Annotated in this window: 12 protein-coding genes; 9 read left to right on the top strand and 3 right to left on the bottom strand. The window is 61.1% G+C overall.

What is annotated here, in order from left to right; genetic code table 11:
* Window position 1: 1 nt before the first annotated feature.
* Window positions 2-1519, bottom strand: a complete 1518-nt coding sequence (gene gspE / locus ABH945_RS10325; RefSeq protein ID WP_429250494.1) for a type II secretion system ATPase GspE — start codon at window positions 1517-1519, stop codon at window positions 2-4.
* Window positions 1516-3876, bottom strand: a complete 2361-nt coding sequence (gspD, locus tag ABH945_RS10320; RefSeq protein ID WP_429250493.1) for a type II secretion system secretin GspD — start codon at window positions 3874-3876, stop codon at window positions 1516-1518. The genes gspE and gspD overlap by 4 nt, the downstream gene beginning before the upstream one ends.
* A 511-nt stretch (window positions 3877-4387) precedes the next feature.
* Here gspD and ABH945_RS10315 point away from each other — a divergent pair.
* A complete protein-coding gene (locus ABH945_RS10315; RefSeq protein ID WP_429250492.1) occupies window positions 4388-4834 on the top strand; it encodes a lytic transglycosylase domain-containing protein in 447 nt (148 codons plus the stop codon).
* 258 nt (window positions 4835-5092) lie between these two features.
* A complete protein-coding gene (locus ABH945_RS10310) occupies window positions 5093-6445 on the top strand; it encodes a GTP-binding protein (protein WP_429250491.1) in 1353 nt (450 codons plus the stop codon).
* 116 nt (window positions 6446-6561) lie between these two features.
* Here ABH945_RS10310 and ABH945_RS10305 read toward each other — a convergent pair whose 3' ends face one another.
* Window positions 6562-6840: an HU family DNA-binding protein gene (locus ABH945_RS10305; RefSeq protein WP_006050811.1), complete on the bottom strand. Its 279-nt coding sequence runs from the start codon at window positions 6838-6840 to the stop codon at window positions 6562-6564.
* Between the two features lie 413 nt (window positions 6841-7253).
* On the opposite strand from ABH945_RS10305, the gene mnmC reads away from it, so the two are divergent.
* From mnmC to ABH945_RS10270, 7 genes are all read left to right on the top strand, one after another.
* Complete coding sequence (mnmC, locus tag ABH945_RS10300) at window positions 7254-9221, top strand: bifunctional tRNA (5-methylaminomethyl-2-thiouridine)(34)-methyltransferase MnmD/FAD-dependent 5-carboxymethylaminomethyl-2-thiouridine(34) oxidoreductase MnmC (RefSeq protein WP_429250490.1); 1968 nt, start codon at window positions 7254-7256, stop codon at window positions 9219-9221.
* Between the two features lie 845 nt (window positions 9222-10066).
* Window positions 10067-11272, top strand: a complete 1206-nt coding sequence (locus ABH945_RS10295; RefSeq protein WP_074762571.1) for a cation:proton antiporter — start codon at window positions 10067-10069, stop codon at window positions 11270-11272.
* 184 nt (window positions 11273-11456) lie between these two features.
* Complete coding sequence (locus tag ABH945_RS10290) at window positions 11457-12572, top strand: YbdK family carboxylate-amine ligase (RefSeq protein ID WP_074762570.1); 1116 nt, start codon at window positions 11457-11459, stop codon at window positions 12570-12572.
* 535 nt (window positions 12573-13107) lie between these two features.
* On the top strand, window positions 13108-13746 hold the full coding sequence (locus ABH945_RS10285) for a MarR family winged helix-turn-helix transcriptional regulator (RefSeq protein ID WP_074762569.1): 639 nt from the start codon (window positions 13108-13110) through the stop codon (window positions 13744-13746).
* A 141-nt stretch (window positions 13747-13887) separates the two neighbouring features.
* The gene (locus tag ABH945_RS10280) at window positions 13888-14616 is read left to right on the top strand and encodes a glutamine amidotransferase (RefSeq protein WP_074762568.1); all 729 of its coding nucleotides are present in this window, start codon (window positions 13888-13890) and stop codon (window positions 14614-14616) included.
* Between the two features lie 73 nt (window positions 14617-14689).
* Window positions 14690-15802, top strand: coding sequence for an NADH:flavin oxidoreductase/NADH oxidase (locus tag ABH945_RS10275; protein ID WP_074762567.1), 1113 nt, complete (start codon window positions 14690-14692; stop codon window positions 15800-15802).
* 220 nt (window positions 15803-16022) lie between these two features.
* Entirely contained in the window at window positions 16023-16562 is a 540-nt protein-coding gene (locus ABH945_RS10270; protein WP_074762566.1) for an SET domain-containing protein, read from the top strand.
* Window positions 16563-16639: the final 77 nt, after the last annotated feature.

Below are 16639 nucleotides of genomic sequence, written 5' to 3'. Positions count from 1 at the left end.
CTTATGCTCCGCCCGTCACGCGTATCACTTCTTCGAGCGATGTCAGCCCCGAAGCGAGCCAGCGGTCCGAATCCTCGCGCAACGTGCGCATGCCTTGCGCGCGACCGGTGGCGAGAATTTCCGCATCGGCCGCATTGCGGTGAACCAGCGAGCGGATTTCATCGTCGATCAGCAGCAGTTCGTAGACGCCGCGGCGTCCTGCGTAACCGGACTGGCCACAACGGTCGCAGCCCACCGGATGCCAGCGCACGCTGCCGTCCTCTTCCTTGCGCTCTTCTCGGCACACCGGGCACAAACGACGCACCAGCCGCTGCGCCAGCACGCCGAGCAGCGACGACGCCAGCAGATACGGCTCGACGCCCATATCGGTCAGACGTGTGACGGCAGAAGCCGCGTCGTTCGTGTGCAGCGTGGCGAGCACGAGGTGACCCGTCAGCGATGCCTGCACCGCGATCTGTGCCGTTTCGAGGTCGCGGATTTCACCGATCATGATGATGTCCGGGTCCTGCCGCAGAATCGAACGCAACGCGCGTGCGAAGCTCATGCCGATCCGCTCGTTGACCTGCGTCTGGCCGATGCCGGAGAGGTCGTATTCGATCGGATCTTCGACCGTCATGATGTTGGTCGTCGCCGTTTCGAGCCGCGACATCGACGCGTATAGCGTGGTCGTTTTGCCCGAGCCGGTCGGGCCTGTGACCAGCACGATGCCGTGCGGCTTGCCAATCAGCTTGTCGAATTTGACGAGCGTGTCGGGCGCCATGCCGAGCGCTTCGAGATTCAGACGCGACGCGTCCTTTTCCAGCAGACGCAGCACCGCGCGCTCGCCGTGACCGGTCGGCAGCGTCGACACCCGCACGTCCACCGGACGCCCGCCCACACGCAGCGTGATACGGCCATCCTGCGGCAAACGTTTCTCCGCGATATCGAGTTGCGCCATGATCTTGATCCGCGAGATCAGTGCGCCGTGCAGCGCCTTCTTCGGCCGCACGACGTCGCGCAACGTACCGTCCACACGGAACCGCACCACCGACGCGTTCTCGAACGGCTCGATGTGAATATCCGACGCCTGTTCGCGCGCGGCCTGAGTCAGCAGCGCGTTGATCATGCGGATGATCGGCGCGTCGTCTTCCGATTCGAGCAGATCCTCGACCTCGGGAATGTCCTGCATCAGACGCGACAGATCGACTTCGCCTTCGACCTCGCCGACCACCTGCGCCGCGCTGCCGTCCTGGCGCGCGTAGGCCTGGTTGATCGCCTGCGCGAGTTCGTCGGCGGGCAGACGCACCACCGACACCGCGCCGAAATTGCGCGTGACTTCGGCGAGCGCGGCTTCGCTGGTGCGCTCGCTGATCCAGACTTCGAGGCTGTCCGCGTGCTGATGCGCGACCAGGATCTGGCCGCTACGCGCGAAGCCGTACGGCACGAGCCGGGCCGCGACGCTCGAAGGCGCAGCGCGCTCGCCGGCGACTGCGTCGCCGTCCTGAGTGCGATGGGCTGCTTGCGCGGGCGCCTGTGTCACTGCGTTACTCCTTGCGACTGCGTGCCGTTAGAGGGTGCGGGCATCACGGCCGGATTCGGCACGATCGCCGGGTTCGGCACAATGGCAGGCGCCGGCGTGACCGTCGACGGAACGGTGGTCGGTGCCGGCGACACCGTGGCCGGAGCCGGTGCGACAGGCGCCGGTGCACCGGTAGCCTGCTGACGGCGCATCGCGTTCAGATCGAACAGGTTCATCGCAGCGGAGCCGCCCTGGCTCGGGCCGATCGGCATCGGCGGCATGACCGGATCGTCCTTGTCCTTCATGATGAAGTTATCCGACTTGTACGCGCCCTGCACACCCTGCACGTAGTCGTAACGATTCGCCGTCACCGCCTGCGCCGTATCGCGATCGTTGATGATCACCGGACGCAAGAACACCATCAGGTTGGTTTTGTCGCGCGTTTTCTGTTCGGAGCGGAACAACTGGCCGATCCAGGGGATATCGCCCAGCAGCGGCACCTTGCTGTTGCTGACCTGATAGTTGTCCTGCATCAGGCCGCCCAGCACGATGATTTCGCCGTTGTCGGCGAGCACGGTCGACTGGATCGAGCGCTTGGTGAATTCCGGACCGGCAGGGTTGGTCGTCGCGTTGGTCGTGCCGTTCACGATCGCCGAGTCTTCGGTGTACAGCTGCAGCTTGAGAATGCCGCCGTCGGTGATCTGCGGCTTCACGTGCAGCGTCAGGCCGACGTCGACGCGATCGTACGTATTGAACGCCGCGCTCGTGGTGCCGCTCGTCAGGTTCGAATACGAACCGGTCTGGATCGGCACGTTCGTCCCGACAATGATCTTCGCTTCTTCGTTGTCGAGCGTGATCAGGTTAGGCGTGGACAGCACGTTGGCGTCCGCGCTGGTCGACAGTGCTTGCAACAGCGCGCCGAGACCCTGCACACCGAAAATGTTCTTGATCCAGCCGATGTTCAGGCCTTGCTGGAGCGTATTGGTGGTAAGCGCCCCGGCGAGACCGCCGGTCGCCGCGCCGGTTGTCAGATTGATAATGTTGTTGCTCGAACCGGTCGACAGGTTGGTGCCGGCAAATATCGAGTTGTTCGCGACCTGCCACTGAATACCGAGGTTACCGCTGGTATTCGAGTTCAGTTCGACAATCAGCGCTTCGATGTAGACCTGCGCGCGGCGCGCGTCGAGCTGGTCGATCACGGCGCGCAGATTGCGATACACCGGCTCGGACGCAGTGATGATCAGCGAGTTGGTTGCGGCGTCGGCCTGGATCATGCCGCCAGGCTGGTTGTCGTCCTTGTCCTTGTCGCCGCCCAGCAGGCCGCCGTTACTGTTGTTGCCCGAGCCGCTGCCGCCCATCGGCGAAGCGGACGAACCGCTGCTGCTGGAGCCAAGGCTGCTCGAAGGCAACGGCGGCGTACCCGACGTACCCGTCGAATTGCTGCCGCCCGAGCCGCCGCTACCGCTGCCGTTAAACGAGTTCGCCGAACTGGAGTCGCTCGACGAACCGGAGTCGCCGCCCTTGCCGAGCATGCCGCGCAAGGTCTTCGCGAGCTTGGTGGCGTCGGCGTTGCGCAGCGGCACGACGTGCATGTTGCCGGGCATCGTGGTCGGCGCGTCGAGTTCCTTCGCAAGCTGTCTCGCCGACGCGAGACGGCCGGGGTTCGACGCGCGGATCAGCAGCGAATTGGTGCGCGAATCGGCGGTGACGGAGACCTTCAGCGTCGCGTCGGTGCTGCCGATCGCGCCCGGGTCGAGCATCTTGGTCAGCTGCGCGGCGATATCGAGCGCGTTGCCGTTCTTCAGCGGCACGACCGCTACCGATTGACCCGCCGCCGTATCGACACCCGCGATGATCTGCGCGATACGGCGCACGTTGTCGGCGTAATCGGTCACGACAATCGTGTTGTTGGCGGGGTAGGCCGCGACGGTATTGTTCGGCGAGATCAGCGGACGCAGCACCGGCAGCAGATTGTTCGCGGATTCGTTCTTCAGCACGAACACCTGCGTGACCACCTGGTCGCCGCGCGCGACAGGCGCGTTGCCGACGTAGGTCGGCACGCCTTGCAGCTTGGCGTCGGCTTCAGGCACGACTTTCAGTACGCCGTGGTCCTGAACCAGCGCGAAACCCTGCATGCGCAATGCGGATTGCAAGGTCTTCAGCGCCTGATCTTCAGGCACCGCGTTTTCGGACACGAGGTTCAACTGCCCTTTGACACGCGGGTCGACGATGATCGTCTTACCGGTTGCGGCGCCGATTGCTCTCGCGACCTGATCGATGTCGGCGTTCACAAAGTTGAGTGTCACCTGTGCCTGTGCTGTCTGCGCGGTGATCAATCCAGCCACCAGCAGCGCCGTTGCAACGCGACGCAAAGCCATACTATTTCTTCTCATGGAATGTGATGTCGATGCCAACAGCATGTGCTGCCGACGGTCATGCAGTGCGAACACGGAGGCTGGACGCCGCCTTGCCGGTCTGCGGGCCAGCCTCACGGCCTGAAGTCGCCTCGGGTGGGGACCACCCGGTGTCCGAAAAAAATGAACAGTAACAGTTTTTCATGTCGGATTTGTCACAAAACGAACGACTGGACGCGATTCTTGTACGCGAGTGCTGGTCTGTTAATCAATTGAAAGCTGATCGGCATAAACGGCGATTCTGGGATGCCCGTTTTCTGCCTGCTTATGTCTGTTAGCTAACTTGGATGCAAACCGGACTGCCGGTATCATACGAGCGGTTCGGGTTCCGGTTGAGGGTTTGCCGACGCGGGTTTTCCCCGATGTTCGACAAACGCCCGGCCAGCAAGCTCGTACGTCTGCCGGCGGCTAAAATGTGGCCGGACAAAAGCCTTACCAGCCCTTACCCTTGCGATTTGCTTAGTCGTCTTGACCGATGAAACGACCCTTTGTCACCGTTACCGCCGGACTTACCTTGCTAATAGCGGCAGGGTCGGCGCACGCGGATTGTTTTGACGAAGCGGCGAAGTATCAGAAGGTCAATCCGTTGATTCTGCGAGCAATTGCGTGGCAGGAGTCGCACAACCGGCCTGACGCGCAACACAAGAATGCCAACGGTTCAATCGACTACGGCGTCATGCAGATCAACTCGATTCACCTGCCGGTGCTCGCGCAATATGGGATCTCGCAGGGCACGCTCATGGAGCCGTGCAAGAACGTCTATATCGCGGCATGGCATCTTCGCCATCAGATGAACAAATACGGCAACACCTGGCAAGCCGTCGGTGCCTATCACTCTGAAACGCCGGCTTTGCGCGACAAGTATTCACAACAGATCGCCGCAATTCTGCGTAAGTGGAATCTGATGCCGGCCGCGCGCTGAACACGGGATTCGTCAGGAGTACCTGTCGGTCTATGTCAGCGGGGAGTCGCCGGGATCAATAAGCGGGTTCGCACCCTCTTTACCGCATAATCGCGCCGCACACAAGCCCCGCAGTATACCTCCTTCTTGTTTTTGACCTTCGCGCGTCACGCGAACGTCTGCCGTTTTGATGCACAATGCGGCTTCGTGCTGCCGTCCAGGCCGACGTCATGACGGCTTCGCGGCACGCCTTCCAATCTTCTTGTTTTCCGTACTGCGATGAACCAGCCGCTACTGCCCGTCACCGTGCTCTCCGGTTTTCTGGGCGCCGGCAAGACCACGCTCCTGAATCACATCCTCGCGAATCGCGCGGGCTTGCGCGTGGCCGTGATCGTCAACGATCTGGCCGCCGTCAATATCGACGCCACGCTCGTGCGCGATTCCGCGGCGCTGTCCCATGTCGAAGAGCAACTCGTCGAGTTGTCGAATGGCTGTATCTGCTGCACGCTGCGCGACGATCTGCTGCTGGAAGTCAAACGCCTTGCCGGCGAAAAGCGTTTCGATGCGATTCTGATCGAGTCGACCGGCGTGGCCGAACCCATGCCGATCGCGGAAACATTCAGCTTCGTCGACGACGACGGTGTGTCGCTGTCCGACGTCGCGCGGCTCGACACGATGGTGACGGTCGTCGATGCGTTCAACTTCCTGCGCGACTACGGTTCGTCCGACGCGCTCGCCGAACGTGGCATCGCCGCGACCGACGAAGACGACCGCACGCTTGTCGAATTGCTGATCGAGCAGATCGAGTTCTGTGATGTGCTGGTGGTGAACAAGGCCGACCTCGTTAGTGCCGACGAACTCACGCAACTGCAACGCATTCTGGCGCGCATCAATCCGCGTGCGGTGCAGGTGGTTGCCCGTTTCGGCAACGTGCCGCTCGCTGAAGTCGTGAACACGGGTCGTTTCGATTTCGATGAAGCGGCGAGTGCGCCGGGCTGGCTGACATCGCTGGCTCACGAACATGAACATGAGCACGGCCATTCGCATCACAGCGAAGCGGACGAGTTCGGCATCGGCAATTTCATCTATCGCGCGCGCCGGCCGTTTCATCCGGAACGGTTGTGGGCGCTGCTGCATCAGGAATGGAAGGGCGTGCTGCGCAGCAAGGGCTTTTTCTGGCTGGCGACGCGTAACGATATTGGCGGCTCGCTGTCGCAAGCGGGCGGCGCTTGCCGGCATGGTCCGGCGGGTATGTGGTGGGCCGCGCAGGATCGCAGCGAATGGCCGGAGGGCGACGACGAACTGCTGGCCGAAATCGCCGCCGACTGGTACGGCGATCCTGACGATATGAGCATCGGCGACCGTCGCCAGGAGCTGGTGATGATCGGCGTCGGCATCGATCCGGCCGGGTGGACAGCGAAGTTCGACGCATGCCTGCTGACCGACGACGAATATGCGCTCGGCCCGCAAGGTTGGCAGCAATTCGCCGATCCGTTCCCCACGTGGGATTTCGACGAAGACGATCATGACCATGATCACGGCGATCACCACCACCATCATGGCTGCAATCACGACCACGACCATGACGAAAACTGTCATGGTCACGGCGAGATCCTGCATCGCCACGATTAAGCATATTAGAAGCCGCGATGATGCATGTCGCGGCTTCTTGCCTTCATGTCATTCGAAACGTACGGACGAAAAAAAACCCGCCGTGGGCGGGTGTCAACTGCCAGGCAGTAATCTGCTTAGCGCTTGTTGACTGCGTCCTTGAACGCCTTGCCTGCCGTGAACTTGACGGTCTTGGCAGCCGGGATCTTGATGGTTTCGCCGGTCTTGGGATTACGACCCGTACGCGCCGCGCGCTTGCCCGAACCGAAACTACCGAAGCCGATCAGCTGGACTGCATCGCCCTTCGAAACAGACTTCTTGATCACTTCAAGCAACGTGTCCAGTGTTTCACCGGTTTGAGCCTTGCTGGCGCCCGTCTGTCCTGCGACGGCGTCGATCAGTTCCTGTTTGTTCATTAAGGTTCCTTTCTGGTTTAGGTTGACACGAACAGCGCGAACGCGCCGATTATACGTGCGCGGGCCGCGCCGTCGAGCAGCTACGGCTTCGGAGCCCCTCCGACCTGAGCGCCGGGAATTTGACAGACCCGGCGGCCGTGCTGCCGCTCCTCTCGCGGCGCTTGCTATGATAGCGCAGCGCAAACCCAATCAGGACAAGGGTTTCGAAGATTTCGGCGGTTCTGGCGGCGATATCGCAAGGAAACTGCAATATGTCCACCTTTGCGACCCCAACCAAGGGCTGAAACCCAGTAGGGACGGGGCTTGGCGTTGGTTTTTACCAACGTCTCGCGCGTCTTTTTCGCCGCCAGGCGACCTGCGCGCGCTGGCGGTAACGTTCGACCGCTCTCCCCGAGCGTCATTTTTCGACGCGAATGACCGATCCGCTGATCCCCGCCGTCCTCGCTTTCCGCGACAACGGCACGCCTTTTTCGCCGCTTTATAACGACATCTATCACAGTGCCGTCGGCGGTCTCGACCAGGCTCACTACGTTTTTCTGCGCGGCAATTCATTGCCCGAACGGTGGCAAGGCCGACGCACGTTCACCGTGCTCGAAACCGGCTTCGGCATGGGCATCAACTTTCTGGTGACGTGGGCCGCGTGGCGTGCCGATCCGTCGCGCTGCGAGCGACTGCATTTCGTATCGACGGAAAAGCATCCTTTTACGCTCGACGATTTGCGCAGCGTTTATGCCGCGACGCTGTCCGATCCCGCGATTGCCGAACTGGCAGACGCGCTCGCCAACGCCTGGCCGATGCTCGTTCCCGGCACGCACCGGCTCGAATTCGACGAAGGGCGCGTCGTGCTCACTCTCGTTTTCGCCGACGCGGCCGAGAGCCTGCCCGCGTTGCGGCTGCGCGCCGACGCGTTCTATCTGGATGGTTTTTCGCCCGCCAGAAATCCCGAAATCTGGACGCCAGCCATCTTCAAGGCGCTCGCAAGGCTGGCGGGCGAGGGCGCGACGATCGCCACCTACAGCAGCGCGGGCGACATCAAACGCGCGCTGACCCAGAACGGCTTCGAATACCGCAAGGTCGACGGATTCGGCTGGAAGCGGGCGATGCTGGTTGGCCACTTTGCGCCGCGCTGGCGGGTGCGCCGTTATGAGCCTCCCGCGCCGCTAGAGGTGCGGGAGCGGCATGCCGTGGTGATCGGCGCCGGACTCGCGGGCTGCGCGGTGATCGAGCGGCTTGCGGCGCGCGGCTGGCGGGTGACGTCGCTGGAACGGCATGCGTCGGTCGCGCAGGATGCGTCGGGCAATCCCGCCGGCGTGTTCCATCCCATGATTTCCCGCGACGACAGCGTTGCGTCACGCGTCACCCGCACGGGCTTTCTGTACGCGCTCAGGCGCTGGGCCGAACTGGAACGCGCGGGTCATCGTTTGTTGCGAGGCGGCCCCGGCCTGTTGCAGATCGCCGCGGACGACGACGAAGCCCGCGCGATCAGCGAGGCGATCGCCGCGTTCGGTTATCCGCCTGACTATGTGACGCCCGTTTCGGCCGGGGACGCTCAACGGCTCGCGGGCACGCCGCTCACGCGCGGCGGATGGCTGTTTCCGCACGGTGGCTGGATCGACCCGGCGTCGCTCTGCGCGGCTCAACTGGCCGCAGCGGGCGATCATCTCGAGCGGCGCTTCGGCGTAGAAGTCGACCGGCTCGAACGATCCGGCGATCAATGGACGGTATTCGACACCGCCGGTAACGCGGTCGTCAGCGCGTCGGTGGTAATCGTCGCAAGCGCTCACGATGCAGCGCGCATCGCCGGATTGCGCTATGCGCCGACTCGCAGCATCCGCGGCCAATTGAGCTTGCTGCCGCCGCAGACGGTGCCCCCGCTCGCGCTACCGGTGATCGGCGAAGGTTATGCGGTGCCGCTTGCCGACGGCGTCACGTTAACCGGCGCGACCTACGAACTCGACGATCCCGAAACATCGTTGCGCGCGAACGGTCATCGGGAAAACCTGGAGCGGGTCGCGCAAATGCTGCCGGCATTCGAAGGCGCGATCGACGATGCGCAGACGGCGTCTCTGGCCGGCCGCGTCGCATTTCGCTGCGTGACGAGCGACCGCATGCCGATGATCGGCCAACTCGCCGACGAAGCTCAGGCGGCCGAAGACGCGCAGCGTTTACGCGGCGCCTGGCCGCTCGATCTACCGCGCATGGATGGCGTATACGGCGCCTTCGCATACGGCTCTCGCGGACTGGTCTGGTCGGCACTCGGCGCGGAACTGATTGCGTCGCAGATCGAAGGCGAGCCGTGGCCGCTGGAACGCGATCTCGCAGAAGACATCGACCCGGCACGTTTCCTCTTGCGCGCCTTGCGGCAGGGAACGGTGAGTTAACCGCCGATGTTAACGAGCGCACGGAGCGAAAAAGTTATCCACTGAAACATGTGGATAACCGCGCAGTTAACCTGCGCAAGTCGTGTGGAACCGTTGTGGACGTAAACGGGGTAACTCGGCCGCCGCCAAAAAACGCCAAAAGTTACCCTCGTATACGCGCCGGTCCCTCACATGCTGTGCATGCGGTTATGCCGCCGGCAAACCGCTGATTCATTTCGGTAAACAGGAGTTATCCACAGAAACCGAGGCACCTTGTTAACTGTTACTACGTATACATACAGTAAACCTGTAAACAGCAAAGCCGAGGCTGGAGACGCGCTCATCGGCATAGCCCGTCCCTTCAAAACGGCGCAAAACTTCTGCGTCGATGTCCCGAAAAGCACACACGGGACAGTCAATCTTTCACGTTTACGTTGGCTCGCATCAGCGGTAAAAAAGTCGCTTTTTCCTCTTGCCGTGAAGATAACGTACGTTTTTACCGTTTTGCCTGCATGTTCGTGTGTTTTCGGTTGAGGCTGAAAAAGCTATGGCACAATCGCCGTTCTTTTCCGCGTCGTGCCCTGCCTGTAGCGGCACACGCAGTTAACGGAACGGTGCCGGACAATCAGAATCTGATTCAAAGTCGGCGGCGTTCTTTCACCGTGCCTCGCCGGTAATCAAGGCGGCACTCATGAATGTGCCGGGCTCTTGCTGCTGCAGCGCATTCAGATCATCCGATCATAGAAAAACCGCAACGCTGGCCACGCGAAGCGATTGCGACGGTAAACGTGTCTCGCGTTTACGCGTTCGCCGGTGTTTACGCCGTTCGTGTCGTCTGCCGTTGCTGCAAAGGAGAACCCATCACGATGAATTCGGCGTTTTCATTTTTTCCAGCCTGGCCGCTTTCACCCGACGCCATTTTTTGGGCTGGTCTCGCGTTGCTGGCCGCCGGTTTGTGCGGTGAACTTTGTTATCGCGCGTGGCGTTTACCGCGCATCTCCGGCTACGCAGTGATTGGCCTGATAGCAGGTTCCGCGGGTTTCGGCGTGATCGATGCAGAATCGGCGCGCGCAGCGCGGCCGCTGCTCGATGTCGCACTCGGTTTACTGTTATTCGAATTGGGTAGCCGGCTCGATTTGCGCTGGATTCGCCGCAATCCGTGGCTGATTCTGTCGAGCGTTGCAGAAGCCACGCTGACCTTCGCGCTGGTTCTTCCGGTTTTGCTGTTTCTGAAAGTGCCGCTGATGGTGGCCACCGTGCTCGCCGCGATCGCCATGGCCACGTCGCCAGCGATGATGATCCAGTTGAAAACCGAGTTGCGCGCGGAAGGGCAGGTCACGCAGCGTTTACTTACGCTCACCGCGCTGAACAGCATGTATGCGGTGGTGATCGAAAAGCTCGTGTCGAGCTGGCTGCATCAGGAGGTTTACGGCAACGTTTTCGCAACTATCCTGCAGCCGCTTTATCTGCTGGCCGGCTCGCTCGTGCTTGCGTATCTGCTGGCGCGCACCTGCACGTTTTTCTATCGACGCCTGAACATGCAGGACGAGCATTCGTTCGTTGCACTGTTCGGTCTCGTGTTGCTGGCGATTGCGGTCGCGCATCTGTTCAAGCTGTCGACCATTCTGGCGCTACTCGCTGCCGGCATCATCGTGAAAAATCATGAGGCGCGTCCGCAGTTGTGGCCGCAGCATTTCGGCACGGCCGGCTGGCTGTTGACCGTGATTCTGTTTGTGCTCACGCTGACTTCGTTTGAATGGAAAGACATCGCGCTTGGCGGTGTCGCGGCGCTGGGTCTGATCGTTGCTCGGCTGGTGGCGAAACTCGTCGGCGTGCTGGCATTTGCCAAACCGAGCGGATTGAACTGGAAGCAGGGGGTCGCGCTCGGTTTGTCGTTATCGCCGATGTCGGCGCTCGCGTATCTGCTGGTGGACGACACTTACAACCTGTATCCGAATTTCGATCCGCAACTGCGCGCCATCGTCATGTGTTCGATTTTCGTGCTGCAGATTCTCGGGCCGTGGCTCGTTTACCGCAGCCTCGCGGTGGTGGCCGAACGGCGCGAAGAGTAGGCGGTCGTCAGCGGTGGTTAACGGAGCTTAAAGCCGTGGCTTAGCAGTGGCTTAAAGCCGTGGCTTTAAAGCAGCTTTGAAGCGCTTCGTTGCCTGAAGTTTGACCAGCAAGATTCAACTTATTCGATTCAAAAAACGGCCGGGTATGTGACACATTCCCGGCCGACCTGACTCAGGGGACGCTATGTCACTCGAACCCTTCATCGATTCGAAGCCGTTTACGTTCGGCGTCGAACTCGAAATGCAGATCGTCAACACGCATGACTATGATCTGACCAAAGCCGGCTCGGATTTGATGCGTCTGATCAAGGACGAAAAAATCCCCGGCAACATCACGCCGGAAATCACCGAAAGCATGATCGAGCTGTCGACGGGTATCTGCACGACGCACGAGCAGGCCGTCACCGATTTGCGCAAGATTCGCGACACGCTGGTGTCGGCTGCCGATCATCTGAACGTCGGTTTGTGCGGCGGCGGCACGCATCCGTTCCAGCAATGGAGCGAACGGCAGATCGTCGATACACCGCGTTTTCAGTACCTGTCCGAGTTGTACGGCTATCTGGCGAAGCAGTTCACGGTGTTTGGCCAGCACGTTCACATCGGTTGCCCGAATCCGAACAGTGCGCTGTATCTGCTGCATTCGATGTCGCGCTTCATTCCGCATTTCATCGCGCTGTCTGCGTCGTCGCCGTTCGTGCAGGGCGTGGACACCGGCTTTCATTCGGCACGACTGAATTCCGTATTCGCGTTTCCGCTTTCGGGCCGTGCGCCGTTCGTGCTGACGTGGGACAGTTTCGAGGAATATTTCTCGAAGATGGTCCACACGGGCGTGGTCAACAGCATGAAAGATTTTTACTGGGACATCCGGCCGAAGCCCGGTTTCGGCACGATCGAAGTGCGCGTGATGGACACACCGTTTTCCGTGGATCGCGCGGCCGCCATTGCGTGCTACATCCAGACACTTGCACGGCATCTGCTGCTCGACAAACCGATCACGCCGAAGGAAGACGACTATCTGGTCTACACGTTCAACCGTTTCGAAGCATGCCGCTTCGGTCTCGCCGGGACCTGCATCAACCCGCAAACGGGCGAACGAAAAACAATTTCCGAGGACATCCTCGAAACGCTCGACCTGATCGCGCCGCATGCGGAAGCGTTGGGTTCGGGCAATGCGCTGGCGGAGATCGGTGCGATCGCGCGCGGACAGGTGAATGACGCAACGTGGTTGCGCAGCGTCTTCAGCCAGGAAAAGTCCTTGCACGAAGCGGTGCGGCAGCAATGTCTGCAATGGCGGGCGTAGCCGCTGAGGCAAGTTTGAGCCAGGCCGTCGAGAAACCCGCTTCGTGCGGGTTTTTTTTCGTAATTAAATTTTCTGACCTACAGCCCTTCAGATTTCCGCAAAGTTTACGTATACCTCGGTAGGAGTGTCGAACGAGTTTTGCCATTGCCTGTGGACAACTGAATAATTCCCTGAAAAGTCAACACGCTGCGAAAATGATAACCAGACGGTTAAGCGCCTTATCCGCAATGGTTTGCAAGGGCAATTCAGGTTGTGGCGAATTCGTTCCAGGCACGTATAAAAAATCGGTACACAGGCTATCCAAACGTTTTCCCGAGGTTATCCACAACTCGCGTTGGATAAGTTAGCTGTACGATTCGCCGCTGTCGCATAGAATGTTGTTTTCGCCTTGCTGGCTTGCAAGGCGGTAAATTTTTGAGATAGTAGAAACCGTTTCGTCGCAGTTGGATGAAGCTACCCCACACGAGCTATGGGCGAAGTCGGAGAACAGTTCTCCGGCATTGCACCCGAGCTGCAAATAAACCAATCGAAGATTATGAGCGAAGGCGTATACGGAGAACAGGCAACCGGGCGAGTGACCCACAGCCTATTGCGATTGAGCACGGCAATGCGGAGCCAGGCCTGGGAATGGGCGGAAGGCGCGGGTCTCACGCCGACTCAGGGCGAAATCCTGGTCTTGTTGATGCAACGCAAAGGCCCGATGCGCCTTGGCGAAATCGCCCGTGAAACGGCTTTGACTGCCGCGACCACCAGCGACGCGGTCAGCACGCTCGAAACCAAAGGTCTGGTCGAAAAGCGCCGCGCGCTCGACGACGGCCGCGCTCTGGCAGTTCGCCTGACCGCACGTGGCCGCACGGCTGCGAAGCGCGCTGCGCAATGGCCGGACTTTTTGTCCAAGGCTGTCGGCACGTTGCGTGAAGATGAGCAGGCGGTGTTCTACCGCACGCTGCTCAAAACCATCCATCAGCTGGAAGCACAGAGCCAGATTCCGCCGCACCGCATGTGCCTGAGCTGCTCGCACTTCGAACCGAGCAAGAATCCGAAAAAGACGCCGCATCAATGCGCGCTGCTTGGTTTGAAGATGTCGGACACGAATCTGCGTCTCGACTGCTCGGTGTACGAAGTTGCCGACGTCGCTACCCAGAAGAAGACCTGGAAGATCTTCGCGCAGTAACGCGATTTCTTTTCGAGGCAATCCGCTACACTGCCATGCCGGCTTTGGCATGGCGGCCTACGCCGCCTGTCAGCCGTCTGGCGCCGTGTTGTGGCAAGTCGCGCGGCAAGTCTTTAGTCAACCTGAAAGTAGGGCAGGCCGATGAATCGCGAAGTTCTCGCCATTCGCCATGTGCACTTCGAGGATCTGGGTAGTCTCGAACTGGTGCTCGGCGAGCGCGGGCGTCCCGTGCGCTATCTCGATGTTGGTTTCGCCCGCATCGAGGCGCCGAACCCGGTCGCAGCATCGCTGATGGTGGTACTTGGCGGTCCGATCAGCGCAACCGACGACGCGCTATATCCCACGCTCGTGCCGTTGCTCTCAATGATCGAGAAGCGCATAGCGGCAGGGTTGCCGACGCTCGGCATCTGCCTCGGCGCGCAGCTTGTCGCGCGTGCGCTCGGCGCACGGGTTTATCCCGCAGGACATACCGAAATCGGCTGGACGCCGCTCACGCTGACCGATGCCGGCCGCGCTTCGCCGGTGCGTCATCTCGACGGCGCGCATACGTCCATGCTGCATTGGCATGGCGACACCTTCGATCTGCCCGATCAGGCTACCCGTCTCGCGTCGACGCCCGCCTGCGAAAACCAGGCGTTTGCGTGGGGCGATCACGTACTGGGTTTGCAGTGTCATCCAGAGATTCGGACCGACCGGTTCGAACCCTGGCTGATCGGCAATGCGGGAGAGCTTGCCGGCCACGGTATCGATGCACGGCAGTTGCGTGCCGAGACCGCGCAATTCGGTCCGGCGCTCGAAACCGCGACCCGCAAGATGTTTGCCGAATGGCTCGATCAGGTGGAAGCGAAATCGGGCAGCCCGACGCCTTGACGGGCGCTGACATGCAGTAAACCGCCCACGGTGCTATGCTCGATCGCTCTCGGGTTTCTACTGGGCGACATCCATGAGCGCGCTTTTCTCTTCGCTCACGCTGCGTAGCGTGACGCTTCCCAATCGTATCGTCGTATCCCCGATGTGCCAGTATTCCGCCGAACGCGGCGAGGCCACGGCATGGCACATGATCCACCTCGGCAGTCTCGCGTTGTCGGGTGCTGGACTGCTGTGCATCGAGGCGACCTCGGTCGAGCCGGACGGCCGCATCACCCCCGGCGATCTCGGTTTGTGGGATGACGCGACCGAAGCCGCGCTCGTGCCCGTACTGGCCGCGATCCGCAAACATTCGTCGATCAAGGTGGCGATGCAGTTGTCGCACGCGGGGCGCAAGGCGTCGAGCCACGTGCCTTGGGAAGGCGGTCAGTTGATTCCGGTGTCGCAGGGTGGCTGGTTGCCGCACGCGCCGTCTGCGTTGCCGCATAAGGCCGGTGAGGAGCCGCCGCTTGCGCTCGATACCGCCGGGCTGAACCGGATCCGCGAGGCGTTTGCGGCGTCTGCACGACGCGCTGCGCGCATCGGCATCGACGCTGTAGAAGTGCATGCCGCACACGGCTATCTGCTGCATCAATTCCTGTCGCCGATCGCCAATCAGCGCGACGACGATTACGGCGGCTCGCTCGAAAATCGTATGCGTTTTCCGCTCGAAATATTCGATATCGTGCGCGCTGCATTTCCCGCCGACAAACCGGTCGGCGTGCGCGTGTCGGCAACCGATTGGGTCGAAGGCGGCTGGACGCTTGCGGACACCATCGCGTTTTCGCAGGAGCTGAAAAAACGCGGCTGCGACTGGATTGACGTGTCGTCGGGCGGTGTATCGCCGTTGCAGAAAATCCCGCTTGAACCCGGCTATCAGATCCCGTTTGCGAAGGCGGTCAAACAGGCAACCGGGCTGACCACGATCGGCGTCGGCCTGATCACCGATCCGCTGCATGCCGAGCAACTGATCGAAGCGGGCGACGCCGATCTGATCGCGCTGGCCCGCGCGTTGTTGTACAACCCGCGCTGGCCGTGGCACGCCGCGGCGCAACTCGGCGCGACGGTCGAAGCGCCGCCGCAATACTGGCGTTCGCAGCCGCGCGAGCAAAAAGCGCTGTTCGGCGATATTTCGTTCGGACAACGTTGAAGCGGCCCGGACGGCTTGCATGAATGCGTCCTTTTGACGGTTGAAGGAAGCTGTCTTGAGCGTGTAGGATGCCGGATGTGGCGCACGTGCGTCGCAAGTCGACGCGGCGCTCGCAGGGCGCCGCGTTTGCTATTGGCGTCAGGAAAAAGCAGCGCGTCAGACGCGGGCATCTCAGGCGGCTGCCGGACTTCATCCCCAGTTCTTCACAAGGATTCATTCAATGAGTTCACGCAGGATCGCCGTGCGCCGTTCGGGTGTGCACGGCAAAGGCGTGTTTGCCCTCGAACCGATTGCGGCCGGCGAACGGCTGATCGAATACAAAGGCGAGCGGATCTCCTGGAAAGAAGCATTGCGCCGCCATCCGCACAATCCGGCCGAACCGAATCACACGTTCTACTTTGCGCTGGATAGCGGCAAGGTGATCGACGGCAAAGTGGACGGCAACAGTGCGCGCTGGATCAACCACTCGTGCGCGCCGAACTGCGAAGCCGAGGAAATCGACGGTCACGTGTACGTGCATGCGTTGCGCGATATCGCCGAGGGCGAGGAAGTCTTTTACGACTACGGCCTCGTGATCGACGCGCGTCAGACGAAAAAGCTGAAGAAGGAATATGAATGCCGTTGCGGCGCGCGCAAGTGCCGCGGCACGATGCTGGCGCCGCCGGAGAAAGAGAAGGGCGAGGGGAAAGCCGGAAAGTCGGCGAAGAAAGCCAAGGTGTCGGAAGCCAAAACGTCGGCGAAAAAGGCAAAGAAGAAGTGACGCGCGGGCTGCTGGCGTTGCTCATGGGCTGACGCTGTTATCAGCGAGAGCATGAGCGTACGCGAAGCAGCCCGTTT

It is taken from the genome of Paraburkholderia sp. GAS333 (genome assembly GCF_050435665.1).
GTDB classification, from domain to species: domain Bacteria; phylum Pseudomonadota; class Gammaproteobacteria; order Burkholderiales; family Burkholderiaceae; genus Paraburkholderia; species Paraburkholderia fungorum_A.
This window is presented reverse-complemented; position numbering and strand designations above follow the sequence as displayed.

Bases quoted from the DNA above. Each gene is read 5' to 3' on its own strand.
- ABH945_RS10295 (WP_074762571.1), top strand. From the start codon at position 10,067: ATGAATTCGGCGTTTTCATTTTTTCCAGCCTGGCCGCTTTCACCCGAC.
- ABH945_RS10315 (WP_429250492.1), top strand. From the start codon at position 4,388: ATGAAACGACCCTTTGTCACCGTTACCGCCGGACTTACCTTGCTAATA.
- mnmC (WP_429250490.1), top strand. From the start codon at position 7,254: ATGACCGATCCGCTGATCCCCGCCGTCCTCGCTTTCCGCGACAACGGC.
- ABH945_RS10285 (WP_074762569.1), top strand. From the start codon at position 13,108: ATGAGCGAAGGCGTATACGGAGAACAGGCAACCGGGCGAGTGACCCAC.
- ABH945_RS10280 (WP_074762568.1), top strand. From the start codon at position 13,888: ATGAATCGCGAAGTTCTCGCCATTCGCCATGTGCACTTCGAGGATCTG.
- ABH945_RS10275 (WP_074762567.1), top strand. From the start codon at position 14,690: ATGAGCGCGCTTTTCTCTTCGCTCACGCTGCGTAGCGTGACGCTTCCC.
- ABH945_RS10270 (WP_074762566.1), top strand. From the start codon at position 16,023: ATGAGTTCACGCAGGATCGCCGTGCGCCGTTCGGGTGTGCACGGCAAA.
- ABH945_RS10305 (WP_006050811.1), bottom strand. From the start codon at position 6,840: ATGAACAAACAGGAACTGATCGACGCCGTCGCAGGACAGACGGGCGCC.
- ABH945_RS10310 (WP_429250491.1), top strand. From the start codon at position 5,093: ATGAACCAGCCGCTACTGCCCGTCACCGTGCTCTCCGGTTTTCTGGGC.
- ABH945_RS10290 (WP_074762570.1), top strand. From the start codon at position 11,457: ATGTCACTCGAACCCTTCATCGATTCGAAGCCGTTTACGTTCGGCGTC.
- gspD (WP_429250493.1), bottom strand. From the start codon at position 3,876: ATGGCTTTGCGTCGCGTTGCAACGGCGCTGCTGGTGGCTGGATTGATC.